6 protein-coding genes and 1 pseudogene are annotated in these 4,175 nt (G+C 58.0%); 5 read left to right on the forward strand and 2 right to left on the reverse strand.

The annotated features are described in order from the left end of the window. Positions 1-119 precede the first annotated feature (119 nt). From EOA86_RS24570 to EOA86_RS24580, 3 genes are all read left to right on the forward strand, one after another. A complete protein-coding gene (locus EOA86_RS24570) occupies positions 120-341 on the forward strand; it encodes a hypothetical protein (RefSeq protein WP_127209307.1) in 222 nt (73 codons plus the stop codon). A gap of 275 nt (positions 342-616) precedes the next feature. Further along, positions 617-835 carry a hypothetical protein gene (locus EOA86_RS24575; RefSeq protein WP_065006889.1) on the forward strand — a complete coding sequence of 73 codons (219 nt, stop codon included), beginning with the start codon at positions 617-619 and terminating at the stop codon, positions 833-835. Between the two features lie 220 nt (positions 836-1,055). Further along, a complete protein-coding gene (locus tag EOA86_RS24580; RefSeq protein ID WP_127209308.1) occupies positions 1,056-1,583 on the forward strand; it encodes a ferritin-like domain-containing protein in 528 nt (175 codons plus the stop codon). Positions 1,584-2,029: 446 nt separating this feature from the next. On the opposite strand, the gene EOA86_RS24585 is transcribed toward EOA86_RS24580, so the two are convergent. Next, the gene (locus EOA86_RS24585; RefSeq protein WP_127209309.1) at positions 2,030-2,341 is read right to left on the reverse strand and encodes a hypothetical protein; all 312 of its coding nucleotides are present in this window, start codon (positions 2,339-2,341) and stop codon (positions 2,030-2,032) included. A 268-nt stretch (positions 2,342-2,609) separates the two neighbouring features. On the opposite strand from EOA86_RS24585, the gene EOA86_RS24590 reads away from it, so the two are divergent. Both EOA86_RS24590 and EOA86_RS24595 read left to right on the forward strand, forming a co-directional pair. Then, positions 2,610-3,059 (forward strand): hypothetical protein, encoded by a 450-nt coding sequence (locus EOA86_RS24590; RefSeq protein WP_128344042.1) that lies wholly within the window; start codon positions 2,610-2,612, stop codon positions 3,057-3,059. Positions 3,060-3,115: 56 nt separating this feature from the next. Continuing rightward, entirely contained in the window at positions 3,116-3,610 is a 495-nt protein-coding gene (locus tag EOA86_RS24595; RefSeq protein ID WP_127209310.1) for a hypothetical protein, read from the forward strand. A gap of 92 nt (positions 3,611-3,702) precedes the next feature. Here the strand turns inward: EOA86_RS24595 and EOA86_RS24600 are convergent. After that, positions 3,703-4,175, reverse strand: a pseudogene (locus EOA86_RS24600) (catalase HPII); the annotation flags it as partial.

Here is a 4,175-nt window from a genome sequence, read left to right on the forward strand (position 1 = left end):
CGCACAACTCTGTGCCATTTGCGCCGGCCAATGAGCGTCAAATTTAGGATCGCAAAACGCTTAAGGACCAGGGAACATCCGTGGGCGGCTTGAGTTGTTCCGGCATAAAAGGAGCTGCCATGCCAACCATCTACAACAAACGACAGGATTCGGAGGGCTTGTGGGAAGTCTATGACGACGAGAGCGAGGAAGCCGTCGTAGTTGACGGTTTGCCGCTCTCCGGCCTGGATGAAATCGAAGCCGACGAAGCCATTAGAAAACTCAAGCGGGGCGAAGTGACCTCCGACAACATTCCGCCGACGGCTCAGGCTGGGTGGCCTCCGACCAAAGACGGGATATGATGGGCTCAAGCTGTCTTGACTCGAACCGAGAGCGGACTGTCTCAGAGTTTCAAGATCCGGTGTTCAGAACGCACTGGCAGCAGCGGTAACTATCTGCGCTAAACCCTGCTGTTCATCGGCTTTGAACATTCGGCCCCAGCCAAGACGCGCTCGTATTCCTGGAGGATCGCGACAATCCGTGATGCCGATCGCTGTACATTTTCGGACCAAGCCCGTCGGATCAGCGCGAGCCAGGTTGCAGGGGCCACATTTCCGGTGCATTCTCGCTGTCGTCAATGACCAAACAGTACCTTAACCACCAGTTGGAGTGCCCTTATTGCCTGACAATAAGGCTGAGGATTCCGGCCGACGCCGGTCCCGAGGACAGGATCGTTTGCGACGACTGTGGCGAATTCCTGGGTACATGGGATGATCTGCTTACCGACTTTGAGAAGCAGGGCGGACAGGATGGAGTGTTCCGTCTCGACAAGGGCCGTATCAGACGGATCGATTGAGCCTATTTGCCCGGCGCGGGCCGATCGGGGGCGGGCCCCAAAGGGCGGCGCTGCGCCTGCGCTCGCCAGCGTAACCCTTTGCAGCACCTGACTATGCGAACCCGGGGCCTCGGAAAATTTCCAGCGGCTCGAATCATCAGGGAACTTGTTGCCGGCCGGCGGGGTTATCGGACGCCTTCCTAGTTAGGGAGGCTAGCTCCAACCCCAGCGGGAGAAGACCATGCCAACTGCGAAGAAAGCCGCGAAAGCGACAACCAAGGGTCTTGAGGACCTGTTCCTCGACGGACTCAAAGATCTTTACTACGCCGAAAAGAAAATCCTGAGGGCCCTGCCGAAAATGGCGAAAGGTGCGGAGTCGGAAAAAGTGACTGCTGCCTTCGAAAAGCATCGTATGGAAACGGAAGCTCACGTCGATCGCCTCGAGGAGGTGTTCGAGAAATTTGGCAAGGCAGCACGCGGCAAGACCTGTCCGGCGATCGACGGCATCATTGAAGAAGGCTCGGAAATCCTCGAAGAATATGAAGGTGCTCCTGCGCTCGATGCCGGACTGGTCGCAGCGGCGCAAGCCGTCGAGCATTACGAGATCGCCCGGTACGGTACTCTTATTGCCTGGGCAGAACAGATGGGAAAGGCCGATATCGTCTCTCTTCTCAAAGCGACGCTCGAGGAAGAGGTCGCGACAGACGAAGCGCTGACGGGTCTAGGCGAGGGTGGCGTCAACGAACGTGCTCTTCAAGCGGCCGCGTAATCCCCTATGACATGGGCTTGCGGGGTTCCGGCAGGAATCGCCAGGGGCTCCGCTCAGATACGCAGGTATCCTTGCCATCCGAGTACTGATTCGGCAGTTGAAGGAGATTTGCCTGAAACTGCCGAGTCAGCCGACAATTCAGAGCCGGCTTGAGGATCGGTACCCTGCAATTGCTCTTACTGGGTGGCACGCAACAATCACCCGCGCATTGGTGCTAGCGCACAACGCGCTCGCGTCCAGTGCGGTTGGCGGGTGGACCCTGAAGCAACCAAAGATGCGGCTCTGGCAGCAGCGCATCGCGCGGGTGTTTTATCATTGGTCTGGTCATTCGCATGGCCGTGAGTGGCGGAGCGACCGGTCAATATAGCCCACGCCATGCGGCTATCCATTCGCTCCGGCCTCACAGTCGGTAATCAAACGGCGGGCCGTTGCCCGCCTTCCATGGTTCAGTTACTCTCGCCGCCGAGCTTTTTGACATTGCTGCAGAATTCAGGGTGGGTGTTGGCGGCGTTGGCGTTTGCCGCCTCGTCATCGCAGACTTTTGTCATTGCCGTACGATCCTCGTCTGTCAGCGCTTTCCAAGCTGCCGTGAACTCGTCGTCGGACCGCATCGTCGTCATGCTAGAGTCTGTGTAGAACGGCTCCATCTTTGCGGGGTCATCCAAGGCAGTCGTGCCTGAGTCGGCGCCTGCCGCGAGAGAAACGCCGCTTACCATCGAAAGCGCCATCGCGCCTAGACAGATCATCTTGTAGCTCATGACAAGATCCTTCCGTTGTTACTGGTCGCTAATGCAACGACCTGCTGGCAAACGGCCTGTTTCAGAAAAGGTTCCTTTCTCACTTGCTGGCACGGCACTTGACCTGTGCTTTCTACAACCCGGATGGCCATCGCCAAGAGCGCGCTTACCCCTATCCTAAACTGGGGCGAAATCTGCTAGCGTTCCTTAATGGCTAATCACCAGCTACCATTGGCGTCGATCGGGCCGACGCCATGCCGCGCTCTTCTGTCGGCGAGGAAAGTGTAAGATGAAGCAGAGCGGTGTTGTCTTGCAAGACGATGGCGCGCGGGCAACGCCAGTTCTCGGCTTCGATGTCCATATATGGCGGATCGCCCTCGATACTCGAATTTCACAAATGGACCTGACCGCGCTTAGCCCAGCTGAATTGACCAGGGGCAGTCGGTTCGTGTTTGAGCGCGATCAACGACGCTACTTGGCAGCTCATGCCGCCTTGCGCACTGTGCTGTCAGTTTACATCGGCCAAGCGCCGGAAGAGCTTGATCTGCGCCGGACCTCTGAAGCCCACAGACACCGGCATATTCCCGCTTGCGGCATTCTCGACCAAGCGCTCAAACCATTCCGGTCGCACGTTACCGCAGTTTGCCGCATCTACAGGCCAGAAATCGCGTCGACCAGTCTGCGTCGCAGCGATTGGCGGCGGCTCGCTGAACAAGAGCTATCCATCAGTGCCGGGTGAATGGAACATCTGCCGACCATTACCGTTGATATGCTCGTCAGGCGAAAGGGCTGCATATGTCAAAAATTCAGGCGGTAACTCCAGAGCATTTGCAGCGGCTCAAGCTCGAGGCGTCTGCCTATTTTGGTCCGAAAGTGCTCCACGAAGCATTATTGCGTCTTTGCCAGGCTTGCGGAAGCGATAGCCTTGAACGGTTCGAGAAGACTATGGTCGATCAGATCGAGGCAATGAATGATGAAAGGGCAGATTTCGAGACAATGAAGGAATTTGCCATCGAACAGCTTTACGCCTGCGTTCGAGAGGTCAGTTGTTCGCCGAAAATGAAACAGCCGCTGGAGGAAGCAGAAACCCGAAGGACACTTGGTCGGTCGGAAGAGCCGAAAACCTTGGAAGACCAGTTGCAGGCCGGACTTGAGGATTCCTTTCCCGCGAGCGACCCGCCTGCCGTGGTGTCCACAGCGATCTCCGGCGGGGCGAAAAAGCTGGTCGGGACTGACGAAGTCCTGAAAAAACAGCGAGAGGAAACGGCTAAGAACAACGCCCGGTCATAGACGGCCCAGTAAGAGCGGCGCGGATGCTTCCGCCCGCATGGTCGCCGGGGTTCCCGTCTACCATGCAAACAGATGGCCAGCATGCACCCGCGTCAGAGCTTGACGGCCGCCTCCCGCGCCCAAAGCCGCAACTTCCGGCAGGCCTGGACAAATTCCTCAGCCGCCTCTTCTGATTCCAGCCTTATCAGTCCTTCATCCGCATCCGCCTCGACACCTGCCCTGGCCAGGAGTGGCTCGGCTTGTGGCGTGAACCCGATGAATTTGCAATGCGCGAAGGCATCGGAAACGAAATCCTTCGCCGCGGCTTCCTTGGCCAGCAGTTCGGCGCCCGGTTCTGACAACATAAGCACGACCGCGTCGAACAGGACCGATGGTCCGCCGTCGATCATGTGCCTCGCTTCGATTTGCGTGCCGTCAGCCGCACTTACGCCGCCGACCTTTGCGGCGACAACCTCCATCACCGCGCCTTCCGTTTCGATCGCGGACCGGAGTTGCTCGAATATGGCGGCATCCACGCCGTCGCTGACCAGCACGCCAACCTTGCGGCCTCTGAAGCTCTCCGGTC

It is taken from the genome of Mesorhizobium sp. M5C.F.Ca.IN.020.32.2.1 (genome assembly GCF_004023105.1).
Taxonomy (GTDB): Bacteria; Pseudomonadota; Alphaproteobacteria; order Rhizobiales; family Rhizobiaceae; genus Mesorhizobium; species Mesorhizobium wenxiniae.